This window comes from Sutcliffiella horikoshii (assembly GCF_008180725.1).
Lineage (GTDB): Bacteria > Bacillota > Bacilli > Bacillales > Bacillaceae_I > Sutcliffiella_A > Sutcliffiella_A horikoshii_B.
Genome location: NZ_VTEV01000006.1, coordinates 110283 through 125837, shown reverse-complemented (window position 1 = coordinate 125837; position 15555 = coordinate 110283). Strand labels below are relative to the sequence as shown.

Genomic DNA, 15555 nt, shown 5'->3' with positions numbered 1-15555 from the left:
TTGTCTTTTCTGTGTGTACATTTGTTTTTGTATAATGGACATTATAGAGGGGTTTTGTTTGCTTGACAAGGGGATATTTTTGCGTTTTTTCCTTGTAAGCGCTTAACTTGTTGGGGGAGTAACGAGAAAAAAATAGGGACCGGATCCCTTCTCCACATTTCTTTTTGGAGAAGGGATCCGGTCCTCACTATACCTTTGTCTTCACTTGATTTCCTTGTAGCACTGCGACAATATTATCTCTGCATAGCTTTATCATCGTTGTCCTGGTTTCTACACTTGCGCTTCCGATATGAGGAATGGCCACTACTTGAGGAAAACGAAGCAATGGATGGTCGGAACCTATAGGTTCCTCATAGAAAACGTCCAAACCGGCTCCTGCAATTTCATTTTGCTTTAACGCAGCGATAAGCGCTTCCTCATCCACCACCTGCCCTCTGCCTACATTAATGAAGAAGGCAGAATTCTTCATACGCCTGAATGTTCCTTGATTAAAAAGATGCCTCGTATCATCTGTTAACGGTGTTAAGCAGACAACAAAATCTGATTCCTCTAACAACTGTTCAAAGCTGCGGTATGCCGCCCCGAGTTCCTGTTCAGCTTCCACATGGCGATTTCTATTATGATAGAGAATCTCCATTCCAAAGCCACTAGCTCTTCTAGCAACAGCTTGTCCTATTTTACCCATGCCTACAATACCAATTGTTTTATGATGGACATCGGCACCTGCAAGCAGGAAGGGACTCCAGCTTTGCCAGTGCCCCTCTTTTACAAATTCTTGAGCTTCCGTAATTCTTCTTGCAGTTGCTAACATCAACGCAAAAGTAAGGTCTGCAGTCGTTTCTGTCAGCACATCAGGTGTGTTGCAAACAGTCACACCTCTCTTTATTGCTGCCTCTATGTCAATATTGTCATATCCGACTGCTAGGTTAGCCACAACCTTAAGGTTTGGCGCTTGCTCTAACAGTTCTTCATCTACTTTATCTGAAAGCATCGTCAATAGAGCCGTTGCTTTTTTAGCTTCCTTCATCAACAACTCCCTTGGAACAGGCTCGCTTTCACTGTCCCACATCTCCACATCTGCAATCTCCATAAGAGGGGTGAATACTTCTTCGTTAAGTTTTCTTGTTATAAACACATACGGCCTTTTCATCTCTGTTTCTCTCCCTACATCTTGTTGTCTGGAATAGTTACTCAAGCTATCTGTTATTTTATCACTCATAGCTTTTCCAAAACATACAAATATAGGGCAAGCGCTTATTTTTTCACCCAATCTAATACGGGGATTCCATAGTTTTTAGCAGGCACGCCTGCGAGATCATAGAAACTTCCGAGAAGCTGTTCATAGTGAGTGGAAGAATGCAGTATTGCTTTCATCCGGTCCTCATGCCATTTTTTATCCGCAACAGGTCCGCTCGTATAATAGTCCTCTACACATTCAAAATAGTGAACGGGAAATGTCAATCTTGCATACAAGAGTCGCCATGAAAAGCTTGATAGCGGCGATACCCTTTCATAGTCTTGTAAAAAAGTTTGGATCTTCGTTGGGTTCATGTCTTTTCCTTTGCGACATTCTACCCGTATCCATTCCGAAAGGTCTCTGCTTGCATGATCAAAAATCCAATCTGTCGGGAGTTTCATCCATTGCGCCTGCTGCCAGGTGAGATCTGTGAAGCGGTGGTGGCAGAGCGTAGCGGCATCATTCATCATCGGACTATCATCAAGCTCTGTGTCCACTAGATACTGAATGGCATTTTCGGTCAATCCTAAATAGTAAGGAAAGGACTCAACAAACTGGGTATCAAAAACATCAACTGGATTGCTTCTTACTTTTTCTCTGAAAAAACTCTCCATTTGGTCAATCCTTTTTACCCATAAGCTTTTCCATTGACCGATTCGATTAATAGCTGTCACTTTAGAAGGATAGCTTCTAGCATGCGTATGAAAGGCAGCCAGTTCTTTTCCAACAACTAATTTCCTTGAACTGTAATCATACGGCATCCGGAAGAGGGCGATTTGCCGGCCATCTATCTCCGTCGTATAGGTATCATTCTTATTTTTCACAAAAGAACTAACATATATATCTTTATGCGTGCGTATCATATAGTCACTTATCTTTTGAAGCTCATCAATTTCTTCTGCTTCCAAGTGAGCAACAGGTACCATGATATAAAGTACGCGATTAGACCAAAAAGCATCAAACTGTCGTACCCTTTGCTTCCTTTCCACCCTTAACTCATATTGATCATAAATAATCTGCTTCAACTCTGTTCCCTCCTTCTCCCTAGTACCAACTATATGAAGAAAACAGAGAAAACTTGTTACAAATAGCCATCTTCCTAAACATAATGACCAAAACACCACCACACAGATAAATCACACCAAAAAGCTATTAATTCCACCAAATTAGGGCATAAAGGGAAGATAAAGAAACAAAAACAATAAAAGGGGTCTGACCCTCACTGTTCTAATGCATTAGAGAGATAAAGAATTAAAGAGGGGTCTGACCCTCACCGCTCTAAAGTACTAAAGAGGGACCTAAATCCCCCTCGACTATATTATAAAAGATGGGTGAGTTGTATGAAGAATTTTGAGAGTATGGATGATGTGGAGAAGAAGGCACGGGCGTTATTGGGGGAGCGCGGGGTGACAATGGATGATATTGCGGATTTAGTGTATTTTTTGCAGTCGAAGTATCACCCTTCCCTTGAGCGTTCCGAGTGTCTGGAGAATGTAGACCGCGTTCTTTCTAAGCGTGAAGTTCAAAATACCGTCCTAACAGCAATTGAATTAGACATATTGGCTGAGCAAGGAAAAATTCAAGAGCCTCTCTTAAGAATATTGCGTGATGATGAAGGATTGTATGGAGTGGATGAGGTTTTGGCATTATCCATTGTAAACGTGTACGGCTCCATCGGCTTCACGAACTACGGATATATTGATAAATTGAAACCAGGCATACTCGAACACCTAAATGACAAGAGCTCTGGGAAAGTTCATACCTTCCTAGATGATATCGTCGGAGCAATTGCTGCTGCAGCTTCAAGCCGTTTGGCACATAGAGCAGCAAATACCGAATGATCAATGACCAATTAAAAGGAAAACCAGGCAGCTACCCTTCCCCCAGCTGCCTGGTTTCTTTATGTTTATCCATCAAAAATTAAATTCTTTCTATCCACTCTTCCAACGAATCCACCGTATAGGTCGGCTGCTCCTCATACGTTTCTAAATGCGCCTTTGTCGTCACACCCGTATGCACAAGCAACGTATCCATCCCTGCATTCATTCCAGCCTTAATATCTGTATGGTAATTATCTCCCACCATCAGCGTTTCTTCACGAGGCACCCCCAACACTTTCAGGGCCTGCTCCATGATGACCTTTTCCGGCTTACCGATAAACGTTGGTTGAGTTTCCGTTGATACCGTCAATACAGAAGTCAGCGACCCGTTTCCAGGAAGTAGCCCTCTTTCCGTCGGAATCGCAATATCACCGTTAGTAGAAATAAAACGCGCACCATTACGAATATTAATTGCACCAAGAGCCAACTTTTCATAACTGATCGATCGGTCGATTCCGCTTACTACCACATCTGCACCCTCATCAACCAATTCGAACCCCTTCTCCAGCAATGCCGTTTTAATTCCTTCCTCGCCGATAACATAGATTTTCGCCTCAGGCTTGTAATCATAAATATAATTGGCCGTGGCATTGCTTGTTGTAAAAACTTGTTCATCTAAAGTCGGTATGCCAAAGTCTCTTAATTTTTGAGCAACCTGTTGTGGTGTTCTAGAGGAATTATTCGTTACAAAAAGATATGGAATCTTTTTATCATATAAAGCTTTTACAAAATGGCTTGCCTCTTCAATCTTTTCTTTTCCACGATACATCGTGCCGTCAAGGTCAATTAAATATCCTTGGTACTTTTTCATCTATCTTCACACTCCACTATAGTCATTTCATTAGTTTAGGTTTCTTTCAACCTGTTCATGTTAGCACAATTTACTAGCCCGATAAAAGCAAGAAAGAACGCTCTCATAAAAGAAAGCGTTCTCACTCTGCATTAATTTCTAAAAGCCGAAACAGGCCCTAATTCATTTTCCAAATAAACGCGGACAGCACCACAGAAACCAACCACTGTCTCTTGTACATCCGCTAAGCACGTTTCCACCTCTTCGTGAGAAATCAGAAGATATTCTTGTACTAGTGTTTTTCGGAGTCGAACAAGTCTCTTTAACTGCTGTGCCATGTCACCAGTCACTACTTTTTCATCTTCAAGGATGTCGATGATGTCCTCATAACTGCCAGGGTCCCGCATGATAAAGCCGTCAATCATCGCATTACCCACATCCAGTATACCTTCAATGATTGCTACCGCAACACGTTCAAGCGCCTTTTTTTCAATGGAGGTATTCCATGAGGCATGCTCTTGATACAATGCGATATTCTCTTCAATATAGATTAACGTTTGCTCAATTTTTTCTCGATCCACAAAGTACATTCTGTATTCTCCTTTGTATGTCATCTTGGCTGTTGTTATGTTATCGGTTGCAGCAGTTTTGGCCTGGCGTAAAAATAACCTTGCGCCATGTCCACTTTATGTTTGGAAAGAATCTGAACCTCTTCGGGACGCTCGATTCCTTCTGCAACCACGAGAGAGCCTGTCTCATTTGCTATTAACAAAAGTCCCTGCAGCATTTTTTCTTTGACCATATTTTTATCAATATCTTGAATAACAGAACGATCAATTTTTATGATATCAGGCATAATTCTATTGATGGTATGAAAACTCGCATAACCGGCACCCGTATCATCGACGGCAATTTGAAAGCCTAATTCCCTGAGCGCGACAATGTTTCGCTCAAAATTTTTCAAGCCATCGATAGAATCTTGTTCCGTCACTTCAACGGCAATATTCTGCGGTATAATTTCTGGATACTTTTTCAGTAGGGTCAGCATTTTCTCTATTAACTCTACCTCATTTAATGTAGTAGGAGTAAAATTGATAAAAATTGCTTCCTTCATTTTGCACTGATAAATTAGTTGAAATGCCTTTTCTAATATGAGTAATTCCAGCATAAATAACCGGTTAGTTTGTTTGGCGATGGAAAATAACTGCAAAGGATTTTCCATCAATGACCCTTTAGGGCCCCGAGTCAGCAACTCCCACGCCTTGATGCCTCCTTTAGACACATCCATGATTGGTTGGGCCAATAGCGTGATATCTTTAAATGCAATGATTTGATTTATTTGAAACTTTAATTGCTGGTACTGTAATTTATCCTGTTTCTCGGCCATGGCCATTGCCTGTACATGCGCTTTAAGCATGCATTCAGACAACGAATACTCCCCTGACTCCAAGAATACATAACCAGATTGCACACACAAATGCTGGTTATCCAGCTGTTTATACTTGCGTCCTTCTATTATAGTCTTTACTTTAGCAAGCCTATCCTCAAGTTCTGTTGTACTGTGAAACCTTGCATCTACTTTCAATAACAAAGAAATTCCATCACTATATTGTTCATGTAAACACACGATTTCTTCATCTACAAATGTTTGCCCAATGACTTTTCTAAGCTGCGCCTTGATAACTTCACGACACGATAAATATTTACGCCTGCCTATTTTTGAAATGATATTCTCCAAGTCAGGAAAATAAAATGAAATTACCGCTACCTGAAACCCTTTTTTTAAGGTATGCTTCACACGTTGTTCAATTGGATTTCTCAATATAAAGACTGGCGGATAATAACGCAGATATTTGGACGGAAGGATTATTTTTACTAGATGTGAGCCATTCTTTTTATAGAATCTCTTTATGCGATTCCAGCCTCGCCCCATGAAGTGGCTCCCTTCTCTCTAGACAAAAAACAGTAAGTTGTATTTCTTTTATTTTATCACAAAAAATAAGAAAATTGTCCCATTTCTTACATAGCGTAGATATAATTGAAAATATCCGATAACAAGAAAGACGTTGTATTTGTTATACTAGAAAAAGATGCAAGAAGGAGGTTTCAATATGGGAGAAAAATTCTTTTTATATGACGATACAGTCGATACCAAAACCCGTTTTGTGAGCTTTATGGGGGAAAATAATCGCTTTGACTTGGCAATAGTGAAATCCGATCGCTATTATGGAAAAAGTCTTGTACTCGATATCCAAGGCAACCGTTTTGCTATCATCGGCAGTGATGACCTGGATGAGCCAGGCTATCTGGAGCATGCATACCAGCTATCAGAAGAAGATGCAGCAGAATTACGTTCTTTTTTATATGAAGTAATCTAAACACTTGAAATTCATCATAATCCTCTATTGTCTCGGAAAAACTAATCTTACTCTAAGACAAAGGGGATTTTTTCATGTTTACTGATGAAAAGGATAAAGAAGAAGAGCATTATACCGACTTCTCCAATGTAGAAACACAGCGGAACTATATAGTCCCAGAAATTACACCGGAAGGACCTTATGGCGCTCCACGCGGTAAGGATACACCAGTGGAAAATAAAAGTACTCCATGGCGTGAAGGCCAGCGCTATTACAGTGCCTTTAATTATGAAAACAAAAACCTTCACCAGGATATCCCAAGACAGCATCCCGGTGCTCATCCTACCCATGATGACAAGAATATGAACGAAGAGACTCCATATGGGAATGAAAATGACTAATAAAAGGACCCCAGCAATTTTTAATGGGGTCCTTTTTGCTATAATTATTTCACTTCCGTTGCTGGTTTCTTTACTTTCTTCAATACAAAGTAGGCACATCCAAAATTACAATATTCCAAAATGTAGTCAGGAAGGGTGCTGATCTTTGTGTCATGGGTGGATTTATGATTTTGGTCTTCGAAAAATCCTCGCAACCGCAATTGGTTATAACCCCAGTCACCGACAATATAGTCGTATTTATTTAATACATCAATATATCTAGCGCGAAAGGTTTCTTCGTTGAAACCGTTTCGATTTTCTTCCAACAGTTCGTAGCAATGGTTTCCAATACAAATCATTTTCCGCTCCTCCATTTCTGCTCTTATTTACATTATAGACCATTCTCCACTAATTTCTAAGTCAAAATTTTTTTCAACGGGCAATCCTATACGTAAGGAGGTGTTTCCATTGAGGAAAACAATAAAAATTCTTGCAGCATGCAGTTTAGTTACTGCAATCACTTCAGCTTGTGCTTTTGACCCTACACCAGAGGAACGCCAAGCCAGAAGCGCCATATACGGGCGTGATGGGCAACCAATGAATACAAATACAGGACACCGTTACGATATGTATGATGTAAGAGACAGCAATAACCATGATCAAACTCGCTTCGGTTACGTTCGCGACCAAGCTGAGCCAGTGAGAAATTCTCAGCGCTACAATGAAAATATTGCTGCGGTGGATTACGGTGAAATTGCCAATATCATCAACAAAATGGTTGTTCAATTACCTGCAATAGAGGATTCTGCGACACTTGTTACAGATGAAGAAGTACTTATTGCTTATGAAACAAACAGTGAAGACCGCGAGCTAACAGCTGATCAGGTAAGTAAAACAGGATTATCCATCGTACCACGTTATTATCATGTTTACATTTCTGATAATCCAGAAATGATTCATGATATTGAACGTTTTCGTTCCCTTGGTGTAACAAGTCCTAGGGTAGATGAAATTTTAGAAACCACTATAAATGAAATGCTCAAATCTCCGCAAGGCAAACAGCTGAACACTGGCGAAAACGGCAACGGAGAAGCAGATGGTGAGATGAACGAAGAATCAGATAAAAGTGAGTTCAGAAAACAAATGAAAAACGACTAACAAAAAAGGTACAGCCCATTAAGCGGAGCTGTACCTTTTTTTATTACGCCTGTGCTTGTCTTGCTTTAGAAGCTTCGTTTACCTGCTCATCGGCATGATAAGAAGAACGAACAAGCGGACCAGCTTCACAATGACTGAATCCTTTTGTCATCGCGATTTCCTTTAACTCCGCAAACTCATCAGGATGATAATACTTCTGCACCTTAATATGTTTCTTAGACGGCTGCAAATATTGACCAATTGCCATAATATCTACATTGTTGGCACGAAGATCATCCATTGTTTCAATTATCTCTTCTTTCGTTTCTCCTAGGCCAATCATGATGCTTGATTTTGTTGGAATGTCAGGTTGTAATTCTTTTGCACGACGCAATAGTTCAAGAGAACGGTCATAGGTAGCTCTCGCACGAACTCGAGGTGTTAAAGAACGAACAGTTTCAATGTTATGGTTCAGAATGTCTGGTCTTGCTGCCATCAACATTTCAATGTTCTCATACACTCCGCCCATATCAGAAGGTAATACTTCAATCGTGGTAAAAGGGTTTTCACGTCGAACCGCTCTAATTGTTTCTGCAAAGATGGCAGCGCCGCCATCTTTTAGATCATCACGGGCAACGGCTGTAATCACGGCATGCTTTAAGTTCATTAGTCTAACGGACTCTGCTACACGTTCCGGCTCTTGTGTATCAAGTTCTGTTGGTAATCCTGTCTTGACTGCACAGAAACGGCATGCACGCGTACAGACGGCACCAAGAATCATGAATGTAGCTGTACGTCTTACTGCCCAGCATTCATGAATGTTTGGACACTTTGCCTCTTCACAGACTGTGTTAAGATTGTGCTCTCTCATCAATTTCTTTAGTCCAGTATAGTTTTCATTCGTATTCAGCTTGATTTTCAGCCAATCTGGTTTACGTATGTACTCCTCTTTTTTAGCCATATGATCAACTCCAACTTGTCTTATTTTCAAGATGACTTCATCAATGTTTTATCTGTATATTTTCACTATTCTAACTTATCACATAGGGAAAATGACATATTCACACCTGTCACTTTATCAAACATCTGGTAAAGAAACAAGTCCAAAACCTTCCACAAACATACTCCTGACAATCTTCCATGAATTAGTATTTATGAAATGAGGAAAACTTACCAAACTAAAAGTAGGAAATGAAAGAAAAGGAAGGAGTGAGGATTTGATACGGCTACTTTTGTGTGTGATTATCCTATTTAGTATGATTCCTGCAGATGCTTTTGCTGAAGAAACAAAATTAACAGACGAACAGATATATGCCAAAAGGCAGGACCTTTATAACCGAATGCAATCTTTCACCCAGATTCCATGGTACTATTTCGCAGCTGTTGATCAATATGAAAGAAATGTCCGCAGAGTAAGACGAGATATTCCCAAGGCAAAAGGAGTTACAGGTATTTATTACAAACCTGAAGTGTGGGCAGGTCCTTTAAATCCAAATACACAGGACAGCAACCCTATGAGCATCCAATTCTTTGGTGGAATGGGGATGGATGGAAACGGGGATGGAGTTGCTGATTCCACAAATGATGAAGATGTATTGTTTACATTTGCTAATTATCTCCAATCTTATGGTACAGATAAGGAAAATATAAAAATTGCCTTGTGGGAGTATTATCAGCGCGATAAAACGGTCGGGCTTATTATGAACCATATGAAACTTTATAGTACTTATAAAACACTCAAGCTTGATACACATGCTTTTCCTCTACCAATTCGGTCCAATTTCAGCTACAAAAATACGTGGGGAGATGCACGCGGCTGGGGTGGTAGAAGAATGCATGAGGGTACAGATATATTTGCAAGTTACGGTGTCCCAGTTCGTTCCACTTGTTATGGTGTCATAGAGATTAAAGGATGGAACAAGTTCGGCGGATGGCGCCTTGGAATTCGTGATATAAATAATACCTACCATTATTTTGCGCATTTAAACGGCTTTGCTAAAGACTTAGAAGTAGGACAGGTGGTTGAACCAGGGCAAATTATCGGATCAGTAGGCAGCTCTGGTTATGGACCGCCTGGAACGGCAGGGAAATTCCCTCCACATCTTCACTATGGCATGTACAAAGACAACGGCTATTCTGAATGGTCCTTTGACCCGTTCCCACACTTGAAATCCTGGGAACGAGTGGATAGAAGAAAGCGTTAAGGATTTGAGATAAAAACTTTATTAGTTTGGTTAAACGCCGCTGTTCCTTTCCGCAAATGGCTTCGCTTTCCGCGGGGCGACCTTGAGCCTCCTCACTTCGTTGCGGGGTCTCAACAATGTCGCTACTTTCCCCGCAGGAGTCTTCGCCATTTGCTCCAATACACAGCTAGAAATTCAGTTAACTCGTTTAGATACTTTTCCTTTACCCTTTAAATAAATGAAGTTACCTTGTTGATTGGAGTGGAAGGCGCGTAGACGCCCGCGGGAGGAAGGGACAGGTGAGACCCCGGAAGGCGCAAGCCTGAGGAGGCTCACGGACCGCCCGCAGGCAAGCGAAGCGCCTGAAACGGAAATCAACCACACATGATAACATAAAAAAGCTGCTGACCCGAGAATTCACACTCGATCAGCAGCTTAATTATTTTTACGCTTCCTTACTCTTCTTCATAGCCCAAAGGATACTACCAGCAAGGCCACCCCAAATGATGACAATTCCGACAACCATCATGATAATCGCACTTGTTTCCATTATTTATTGACCTCCTTTGACGAGGAAGCTGGAAGCTCCAACGCGTCTTTTTTCCATTTAATAATGGAGAAGGCAATACCTACGAGCAATGCAAGTACTGCGACAACTACACCATATTGAATCGTGAAGATACGTGGATAATCTCCGTATACTTCTGCAATATTTGTACGAATAAGATCAATCATCATATAACCAAGTACAATTGGTGTAATGACCGCTAAGGACCAAGTCCACCAATGACCTAGGAATCCTGTTAATTTAATATCAGAAATTTCATTCGCATGGTCTCGCAATGATTTAAGCTGTCTTGCAAAATATACAACCACGATAACTTGAACAAGACCTGCAAGTGCCACACCGAATTGGTTGATGAAGTAATCTGCAACATCAAGGAAATTCAAACCGCCTTTTGTCGCAAATAGAATGGAGATAACTGCAGATAATCCACCACCGAATGCAACTGCTTTCGTACGGGACACTTTAAATTTGTCTTGCACCCCTGCAACAAAAGTTTCGACAATTGAAATGAGTGATGATAGTCCAGCCAAAACTAGAGATCCAAAGAACAAGAATCCGAACAATTCTTTAAATGCCGGGAATTCATTAATGATCTGCGGGAACACGACGAATGCCAATCCAACACCGCCTGCTACCACTTCATCTACTCCAACGCCTTGCTGCACAGCCATAAATCCTAAAATACTGAATACTCCGATACCTGCTAATAATTCAAATCCAGAGTTACTGAAACCAGTAATAAATGCGTTATTCGTAATATCAGCTTTTTTCGGAAGATAGCTGGAATACGTGATCATGATGGCAAATGCAATGGATAAACTGAAGAAAATCTGTCCATATGCAGCTACCCAAACCTTACCGTCTGCAATTGTGCTCCAGTCCGGTTTGAAGAATGCGTTTAATCCTGTTGCTGCACCTTCTAAAGTCAAAGCGCGAACAACGATGATCAAGAACAATATGACTAGTGCAGGGATGAAAATTTTATTAGCCACCTCTACACCTTTCTTAACGCCTTTAAAGAGAATTCCCAGTGTTACAACCCAAACGATAACTAATGGGAGTAATACGGAAGGGACAAGTCCCCCGATCTCACCCGGCGCAGACACTTGAAGATACTCTCCAATCAGGAATCCTCCAGTATCGTCTCCCCACTTTAAATTCAGCGAGAAAACGGAGTAGGACATGGCCCAAGCGATGATGACGGCATAATAAGTAGAAATTACAAATGCAATACCAACTTGCCACCAGCCAAGCCATTCATACTTTTTGTTCATCCTTGCATAAGAAAGTGGTGCGGATCCGCGGTACTTATGACCCATAGTGAATTCAAGGATCAATAATGGAATCCCTGCTGTCAGAAGAGCGAATAAATATGGTACAAAGAAAGCTCCTCCTCCATTTTCATACGCAGTTGCTGGAAAACGCCAAATGTTTCCTAACCCGATGGCCGATCCAACCGCTGCTAAAATAAATCCTGCTCTTGTCCCCCATTGCGGTCGATTTTCCATTCTCTTTCTCCCCCTACTTAGACTCTTTTTTACCAAAAAATAGATAAAAGAGTCTAAATGTTTTATTTTTTCTGATTATTTAATATAATTTATACATAGTATAACTAGACTTTATGACTATGTCAAAACAAACTTTTCCGTTATATTAATCGACACCATGTGACAATTCTCAACAATGTATTTATATTCTACTTATTGACTATAAAAACCTGCATATACTGATACACTTGAGTTTTGGTGTGAATATTTATTCATTTATTTTTTTCAAAAAAAAATACCTCTCTTTTTATCTCTTACTAAAAAGTAGATAAAAAGGAGGTGTTTTTTACTTTATTTGAAAAGTATTCATTTGGTTATTCTGCTGTTGTTTTCACTGCTCTAAAACTAAAGCCAATGATTACAAATGCCACTAACACTACTAGCAGACCAAGTAATGTGCTTCCTGTCAATCCTAGTACGATATATCCTACAATCGCGACACCTGCACTGATTAACGCATATGGCAGCTGTGTTAGGACATGGTCAATATGGTTACATCCTGCACCAGTGGAAGAAAGGATTGTTGTATCAGAAATTGGTGAACAATGATCACCGAATACTGCTCCAGCCAATACTGCTGCAAGAACAGGTAATAGAATGGTTACATCTGTTGCTGCTGCTATCTGTCCTGCGATAGGAAGTAATAGCGTGAAAGTCCCCCATGAAGTACCTGTTGCAAGAGCTGTAAAACCAGCAATAACGAAAATGATTGCCGGCAAGAAGGCAATATTAATATTTGAGTTTTCTACTTGTTCTGCAATATATGTTCCAGTTCCTAGACCATCAATTAGGCCTGCAATGGTCCATGCAAATAATAGAATGTAGATGGCAGGAAGCATGGATTTTGTTCCTTCTACTAAACCGCGAACCACTACATTGTTTGAAACTCCACCTTTAGAAATTTGACCGAAAAGTAAGATGAAAGAAACTACTAAAGCGAATAATCCACCATAAAATAATGCTGCAGACGGGTCTGTATTTTCAAAAACACCTAAAACCGTGATATCCCCTTCAATTGCAGAAGCACCTGTCCAAATCATCGCTCCAATAACACCAACAAAAAGTGCTACAATCGGCCACACAAGATTACCAATCGTTCCTTTTGTGCTAGTAGGAAGCTCGTCTGATAATTCTCCTGGTACTTCTTTTTCTGGATCATATAATTCACCAGTCTCCATTGCACGTTGCTCATGCTTTCTCATTGGACCAATATTGAAGTTAAAATAACTTACCAAGAATACCATGATTAATGCTGAAAAAACGTATAAGTTCATTGGTATGATTTGCATAAAAGCACTGATTGCTGTTAAATCACTAATATTCTGTCTTACGATTACATCCGTTCCGATAATACCGATAATAACAGCACCCCAACTTGAAACCGGTGAAATGACACAAATCGGTGCAGATGTGGAATCAATCAAGTACGCTAATTTGGCACGTGACACTTTGTAACGATCCGTTACCGGCCTACTTATCTGACCAACTGCCAATGCGTTAAAATAATCATCAATAAAAATAACGATACCTAAAATAGCAGTTAAAAATTTTGATCCTCTTCTTGTCTTAATTTTTGTCTGTGCCCAGTCAGCAAATGCCCTGCTGCCACCAGTAATAGAAATAAATGCAGTAATAATCCCTAGAATGATTAAGAATACAAGGATATATATATTCCATAAGTTCAACTCTTTATCATCTACGGAATAAAAAAGTCCTAAAACCATATCCCAGATTAATACAACCATCGTCACCGGATTGAAATCCGCTAACATTAAGGCTGCCGCCAGAATACCTACTCCTAGTGAAAGCAATACTCTTCTGGTCAAAATAACCATCAAGATTGCAAGCACTGGAGGAATTAAAGAATAAATTGTTCCTTCCACAAAAAAACCCCCATTAAGCTGTAATATGTTTGACTGGAATCAAACGGTTTTACAACAATGGAAGGCGCTGAAAGAAAACAAAATAAAAAGTAATGATAGAAAATAACTATCATTACCTATGTAATGTGTTATCCTCCATCCGATCAGTAGCCCTCCATTATAAAAACCGTCCGTACCGGTCATAATGGCAGTGTTATCCTTATTCAAGATAACCCCAGCAACATGAGTTCGACCGCTCATATTGCTTCGGCACAGCATCCTTTCTTTCTACCATCTTAGGTGTCAACCTCCAGTAGTTTTACTCTTATGCTATGCAGCCTCTACCTCATCGTATGATAAGGGAAGTATATTATTTTATGAATTCACTATACCATATATCCTCCTATAGGACAAAGGAAATATATTTCTTTTTTCTCTACTCTTTCCTTTTAACTGACTGCTGCTATTTTTTCGAGAGAGTCGCAGTCCACAATCGCTAAATTCAGATGGTCTTTTAAGTTAATATCGTAAGGTGTTTCCAGCTCTTCTCCTTCTTCTTCCACCACCCTGATGACAGGTCGTTCTGTAAGATCCTTATTTTGGCCAACAACAAGCCCTTTTCTCCCATCATTCAAGGTAACCATTAAGCCATATGGATAGATGGCCACCGATTTACGGAAGGCTTCAATAATCTCAGGTTCATACAAAGTGCCCGAACCTGCATATAAAATTTCGAGTCCTTCATGCGGTAGCATCGCGCTCCGGTATATGCGGTGGGAGGTCACTGCATCAAAAACATCCGCTACAGCAAGGATTTTACCAAACAGATGGATATCGTCCGATTTAATGCCACGAGGATAGCCACTGCCGTTTAGGCGCTCATGATGCTGGAAAGCACAGTGAGCAACCATTAAAGGAATGGTCTGCATGTTGCGAAGGATATCGTAACCATAGGTCGCATGCCGCTTCATTTCAGCAAACTCATCACTTGTTAGCTTTCCTGGCTTAAAGAGAATTTCATTAGGGATCAACATTTTTCCAATATCATGAAGTATACCGCCAAGCCCTAGTGTCTCTAAATCTTTTTGGGACAATCCTAACTTTAATCCTATGGATAGGGAATAAAGTGTCACATTTAACGAATGGGTAAACACATAATTGTCGTGTACATACACATCCGTTAAAAGCGCGGACACTTCATCATTTGATTTCATGTCTGAAAGAAGGTTTTGAATAAGTGATTTAATGTTTTTCGAAGATTTGTCCATGACAAACCACTTACTTAACTCTTTTTCATGTTCCACAGATTTAAAGGTATCCGTAATAGTTTTTACTGCTTCTTTACGCGTTTTGTCCGAAATAAAAGTCGGGACTTCCATCCCGCTTGTCCGGGCATCTTCTATATATACATACGTTACATTCAATTGTTGCAGACGTGTGATCATCCGTGAAGTAACAGAGATCCCTTCACTTAACAGTACTCTTCCAGAATCATTGTAGATAGACCTGGCCAACACCATTCCCGGTTTCATTGATTTTGTAGGTAATAGTCTCATAACTTCTCCTATCTTCACATTTCGACAAAATCTATATATTTCCTATTATAGTAAAAAT

General features: G+C 40.2%; 16 protein-coding genes and 1 riboswitch. Of the genes, 5 read left to right on the top strand and 11 right to left on the bottom strand.

All coding sequences use genetic code 11. The features are described from left to right. Positions 1 to 187: 187 nt before the first annotated feature. Together FZC76_RS15915 and yutH are read right to left on the bottom strand one after the other, a co-directional pair. On the bottom strand, positions 188 to 1150 hold the full coding sequence (locus FZC76_RS15915) for a 2-hydroxyacid dehydrogenase (RefSeq protein WP_148989156.1): 963 nt from the start codon (positions 1148 to 1150) through the stop codon (positions 188 to 190). Positions 1151 to 1254: 104 nt separating this feature from the next. Beyond that, complete coding sequence (gene yutH / locus FZC76_RS15910; protein ID WP_187442100.1) at positions 1255 to 2262, bottom strand: spore coat putative kinase YutH; 1008 nt, start codon at positions 2260 to 2262, stop codon at positions 1255 to 1257. 333 nt (positions 2263 to 2595) lie between these two features. Between yutH and FZC76_RS15905 the strand changes: the two genes are divergently transcribed. Further along, complete coding sequence (locus FZC76_RS15905; protein ID WP_148989340.1) at positions 2596 to 3078, top strand: phosphatidylglycerophosphatase A family protein; 483 nt, start codon at positions 2596 to 2598, stop codon at positions 3076 to 3078. A gap of 79 nt (positions 3079 to 3157) precedes the next feature. Here FZC76_RS15905 and FZC76_RS15900 read toward each other — a convergent pair whose 3' ends face one another. From FZC76_RS15900 to FZC76_RS15890, 3 genes are all read right to left on the bottom strand, one after another. Continuing rightward, on the bottom strand, positions 3158 to 3928 hold the full coding sequence (locus tag FZC76_RS15900) for a TIGR01457 family HAD-type hydrolase (RefSeq protein WP_148989154.1): 771 nt from the start codon (positions 3926 to 3928) through the stop codon (positions 3158 to 3160). Between the two features lie 131 nt (positions 3929 to 4059). Continuing rightward, on the bottom strand, positions 4060 to 4497 hold the full coding sequence (locus tag FZC76_RS15895; protein WP_148989153.1) for a DUF86 domain-containing protein: 438 nt from the start codon (positions 4495 to 4497) through the stop codon (positions 4060 to 4062). A 35-nt stretch (positions 4498 to 4532) separates the two neighbouring features. Beyond that, on the bottom strand, positions 4533 to 5840 hold the full coding sequence (locus tag FZC76_RS15890; protein WP_148989152.1) for an EAL domain-containing protein: 1308 nt from the start codon (positions 5838 to 5840) through the stop codon (positions 4533 to 4535). Between the two features lie 178 nt (positions 5841 to 6018). On the opposite strand from FZC76_RS15890, the gene FZC76_RS15885 reads away from it, so the two are divergent. Continuing rightward, complete coding sequence (locus tag FZC76_RS15885; protein ID WP_060665480.1) at positions 6019 to 6285, top strand: DUF3055 domain-containing protein; 267 nt, start codon at positions 6019 to 6021, stop codon at positions 6283 to 6285. 74 nt (positions 6286 to 6359) lie between these two features. Continuing rightward, positions 6360 to 6665, top strand: coding sequence for a cytosolic protein (locus tag FZC76_RS15880; RefSeq protein ID WP_148989151.1), 306 nt, complete (start codon positions 6360 to 6362; stop codon positions 6663 to 6665). Positions 6666 to 6709: 44 nt separating this feature from the next. Here the strand turns inward: FZC76_RS15880 and FZC76_RS15875 are convergent, their stop codons facing one another. Further along, on the bottom strand, positions 6710 to 7003 hold the full coding sequence (locus FZC76_RS15875; protein ID WP_148989150.1) for a YutD family protein: 294 nt from the start codon (positions 7001 to 7003) through the stop codon (positions 6710 to 6712). Between the two features lie 109 nt (positions 7004 to 7112). Between FZC76_RS15875 and FZC76_RS15870 the strand changes: the two genes are divergently transcribed. Then, a complete protein-coding gene (locus tag FZC76_RS15870; RefSeq protein ID WP_187442098.1) occupies positions 7113 to 7802 on the top strand; it encodes a YhcN/YlaJ family sporulation lipoprotein in 690 nt (229 codons plus the stop codon). A gap of 43 nt (positions 7803 to 7845) precedes the next feature. Here FZC76_RS15870 and lipA read toward each other — a convergent pair whose 3' ends face one another. Beyond that, a complete protein-coding gene (gene lipA / locus FZC76_RS15865; protein WP_148989148.1) occupies positions 7846 to 8742 on the bottom strand; it encodes a lipoyl synthase in 897 nt (298 codons plus the stop codon). A 259-nt stretch (positions 8743 to 9001) separates the two neighbouring features. Between lipA and FZC76_RS15860 the strand changes: the two genes are divergently transcribed. Further along, positions 9002 to 9985 carry a M23 family metallopeptidase gene (locus FZC76_RS15860; RefSeq protein ID WP_187442118.1) on the top strand — a complete coding sequence of 328 codons (984 nt, stop codon included), beginning with the start codon at positions 9002 to 9004 and terminating at the stop codon, positions 9983 to 9985. Positions 9986 to 10409: 424 nt separating this feature from the next. On the opposite strand, the gene FZC76_RS15855 is transcribed toward FZC76_RS15860, so the two are convergent. The 4 genes from FZC76_RS15855 to FZC76_RS15840 form a co-directional block, all read right to left on the bottom strand. Continuing rightward, the gene (locus FZC76_RS15855) at positions 10410 to 10514 is read right to left on the bottom strand and encodes a methionine/alanine import family NSS transporter small subunit (protein WP_010196622.1); all 105 of its coding nucleotides are present in this window, start codon (positions 10512 to 10514) and stop codon (positions 10410 to 10412) included. Beyond that, entirely contained in the window at positions 10514 to 12040 is a 1527-nt protein-coding gene (locus FZC76_RS15850) for a sodium-dependent transporter (RefSeq protein ID WP_148989147.1), read from the bottom strand. Before FZC76_RS15850 ends, FZC76_RS15855 begins: the two co-directional genes overlap by 1 nt. A 353-nt stretch (positions 12041 to 12393) precedes the next feature. Beyond that, on the bottom strand, positions 12394 to 13962 hold the full coding sequence (locus FZC76_RS15845; RefSeq protein ID WP_148989146.1) for a Na+/H+ antiporter NhaC family protein: 1569 nt from the start codon (positions 13960 to 13962) through the stop codon (positions 12394 to 12396). 139 nt (positions 13963 to 14101) lie between these two features. Further along, positions 14102 to 14293: riboswitch (Lysine riboswitch) on the bottom strand. A gap of 97 nt (positions 14294 to 14390) precedes the next feature. Further along, positions 14391 to 15497, bottom strand: coding sequence for an HD-GYP domain-containing protein (locus tag FZC76_RS15840; protein ID WP_148989145.1), 1107 nt, complete (start codon positions 15495 to 15497; stop codon positions 14391 to 14393). Positions 15498 to 15555 lie beyond the last annotated feature (58 nt).

What these genes read in the sequence shown, in the direction of transcription:
- FZC76_RS15900 (WP_148989154.1), bottom strand. Translation starts at nt 3,928, where the DNA reads ATGAAAAAGTACCAAGGATATTTAATTGACCTTGACGGCACGATGTAT.
- FZC76_RS15840 (WP_148989145.1), bottom strand. Translation starts at nt 15,497, where the DNA reads ATGAGACTATTACCTACAAAATCAATGAAACCGGGAATGGTGTTGGCC.
- FZC76_RS15915 (WP_148989156.1), bottom strand. Translation starts at nt 1,150, where the DNA reads ATGAAAAGGCCGTATGTGTTTATAACAAGAAAACTTAACGAAGAAGTA.
- FZC76_RS15855 (WP_010196622.1), bottom strand. Translation starts at nt 10,514, where the DNA reads ATGGAAACAAGTGCGATTATCATGATGGTTGTCGGAATTGTCATCATT.
- FZC76_RS15895 (WP_148989153.1), bottom strand. Translation starts at nt 4,497, where the DNA reads ATGTACTTTGTGGATCGAGAAAAAATTGAGCAAACGTTAATCTATATT.
- FZC76_RS15905 (WP_148989340.1), top strand. Translation starts at nt 2,596, where the DNA reads ATGGATGATGTGGAGAAGAAGGCACGGGCGTTATTGGGGGAGCGCGGG.
- FZC76_RS15890 (WP_148989152.1), bottom strand. Translation starts at nt 5,840, where the DNA reads ATGGGGCGAGGCTGGAATCGCATAAAGAGATTCTATAAAAAGAATGGC.
- FZC76_RS15875 (WP_148989150.1), bottom strand. Translation starts at nt 7,003, where the DNA reads ATGATTTGTATTGGAAACCATTGCTACGAACTGTTGGAAGAAAATCGA.
- FZC76_RS15885 (WP_060665480.1), top strand. Translation starts at nt 6,019, where the DNA reads ATGGGAGAAAAATTCTTTTTATATGACGATACAGTCGATACCAAAACC.
- FZC76_RS15880 (WP_148989151.1), top strand. Translation starts at nt 6,360, where the DNA reads ATGTTTACTGATGAAAAGGATAAAGAAGAAGAGCATTATACCGACTTC.
- lipA (WP_148989148.1), bottom strand. Translation starts at nt 8,742, where the DNA reads ATGGCTAAAAAAGAGGAGTACATACGTAAACCAGATTGGCTGAAAATC.
- FZC76_RS15850 (WP_148989147.1), bottom strand. Translation starts at nt 12,040, where the DNA reads ATGGAAAATCGACCGCAATGGGGGACAAGAGCAGGATTTATTTTAGCA.